Here is a 2,238-nt window from a genome sequence, read left to right on the forward strand (position 1 = left end):
AGAAAAACTATTCTTCCTGAACAGCTAGTACTACTATTAAGAACATATTATAAAGCATATAAACCATCGTACTGGCTATTTGAGGGTCAAACAGGGTGCAAATACAGTACTAGTAGTATACGATCTATATCTAGAAAAGCAGTAAAAGACACCAATTCTAATCCATGGGCAACCGTACATACCTTACGCCATTCATTTGCTACCCATTGCATAGAGAATAATATAAACATTCGCCATTTACAGAATATGTTAGGGCATGGTTCGCCAAAAACAACTGAGATTTACACCAAAACAATTGAAATTAATAATAAGACCATAACAAGCCCTTTGGATTCTTTATTAAAAAATAATACATTGCATGGATAAACGATATAACTACAATAGGAGTACAATTTATTGTAGTTATACAAGTGTTGTGGTGCATATAAAAAAACGAAATGCGAGTAGAATTTTTAGGTCACGGACTTCATAAAGACCATACCAACACGGTTGGACACTATATGATTGATTCCTTTAAAAATGACGATTACTACTCTTTTGTTGGGTTCTCTGCATTTACGAAAATGTCAGGGATTAACAGAATAAAGAAAGAATTACTTGAAGCTTCAAAACAATTTAAGTCTTTAAAGTTCTATCTTGGAATTGTACCAAAAGGAACTTCGAGAGAAGCTCTTCAGTTTTTAATCGACAATAATATTGAAACTTGGATTTTCTGCACAGAAGACCAAATGATGTTTCATCCAAAAATCTATTTTTTCCAAGGCAAGCATAATTATCGATTTATTACAGGCTCTTCAAACTTGACAAGTTTTGGACTATTTGATAATATAGAAGCATCTACATTTTTTGAATTCTCAAAGACTAATCAGCAAGGAAAAAAATTAGTTAGACAATTTGAAGAATATTTTGATACTATATTGAATGGTACGGATAAAAATGTACAGAAACTAACACAAGAAGTTTTAAAAGACTTAGAAGATTCAGGTTTTATATGGCCCGAATCGAAGACAAATGCAGAGCACGAATTTTTAAAGTCAAATAAAATAGCTTTTGCTAAAAGAAAGAAACTGAAATTTGATAAAGGTTCTTTAGGCAAAATTGAATCAAAACCATCTTCAAACAATTATGATTCTGAATATATTCCAGCTATAACTCAAGATTATTTAAATTCTTGGCCTGACTTTTTCGATTTATTTAAGGAGTTTAAGAAAGAAAACAAGGACAAAGGAGATAAATATAGTGTGGTTGTTCCAAGAGATTATAAAAATCCATCCTTATATAATTGGTATCTAAAACAAAAGATATACTTCAAAAATAAAATACTACCACCTGAACACGCAGTACTACTCAAAAAAGAGCATTTCTATTTCGGTGATGCACATAAATTATGGCAAGAGTGGAAAGACAGCACTAAACTAAAGTTGTTACAAGAAGCAGTTGACGAAGGAGAAAATATCGGACTTAGCCAACGATACGAATACAGAAGTGTGCGTCTTGGAACTTGGATTCAAGCAATTAAAAAAGCTAATAAATCAGGAAAGAAATTAGATACAATGGAGAGAATAAATGAAATTCTCGATTTATCTTCTAAGAGCAGGACACCAATAGATACTGCTACAAGATTTATTAATGACCTTATGGAAAGAGAAAATCCAAATAAAGCTAATTTTCAAAACAGGTTTAATAGTGCTTTAAGAGATAGAATTGATGAACTTCCAGATGAAATACAACAAGACATAGTTGATGCTTGGTATTTAGTATTTGACGAAGAACGTCCATTAGGAAGAATTAGAACTCGACAAAAAGATAGAACGGAAGAATGGAAATCATTTCGTTATAACAAGTCGATTAATCCAAAAGGTAATTGGTTCTTACCTGAATCTATAGTTGGAAATATATACCATTGGATAAGACAAAAAAAGGAAAACAAAACAAGAATGGAATTAATTAGAAAGAATTTTAACGAACAAGAAAAAAGTGAACTACGGAGAGAAGGATTTCTAATTTAAAATAAAATACGCACCACAACACCGTATAAAATTAATTGCTGGTTTTAGCCTACTTACGAAAGTCCTTGCGGACTTTCTATCTGTGATTTATTTGCTAACTTTAGTGCTTAAAACACGCAACTAATCTTATACATAAACGTTAGCGGTCATTGAAAAAACATCCGTAAATAAATGAAAATTATAGAACAAAATATAAAGGTTTGCGGACTTATTACCGAATTGACAAAGT

General features: G+C 31.3%; 2 protein-coding genes. Both read left to right on the forward strand.

Annotated features, from left to right (window positions below; all coding sequences use genetic code 11):
* Positions 1-366: tyrosine-type recombinase/integrase (locus tag BLQ19_RS20755; RefSeq protein WP_175444459.1), on the forward strand; the 366-nt coding region annotated here is incomplete at its 5' end.
* 71 nt (positions 367-437) lie between these two features.
* The gene (locus BLQ19_RS20760; protein ID WP_074539652.1) at positions 438-2,009 is read left to right on the forward strand and encodes a phospholipase D-like domain-containing protein; all 1,572 of its coding nucleotides are present in this window, start codon (positions 438-440) and stop codon (positions 2,007-2,009) included.
* Positions 2,010-2,238: the final 229 nt, after the last annotated feature.

Source organism: Cellulophaga baltica (assembly GCF_900102165.1).
In the GTDB taxonomy this organism is placed as follows: Bacteria; Bacteroidota; Bacteroidia; order Flavobacteriales; family Flavobacteriaceae; genus Cellulophaga; species Cellulophaga baltica.

Coding starts and splice junctions, on each gene's coding strand:
- BLQ19_RS20760 (WP_074539652.1), top strand. CDS start 438: ATGCGAGTAGAATTTTTAGGTCACGGACTTCATAAAGACCATACCAAC.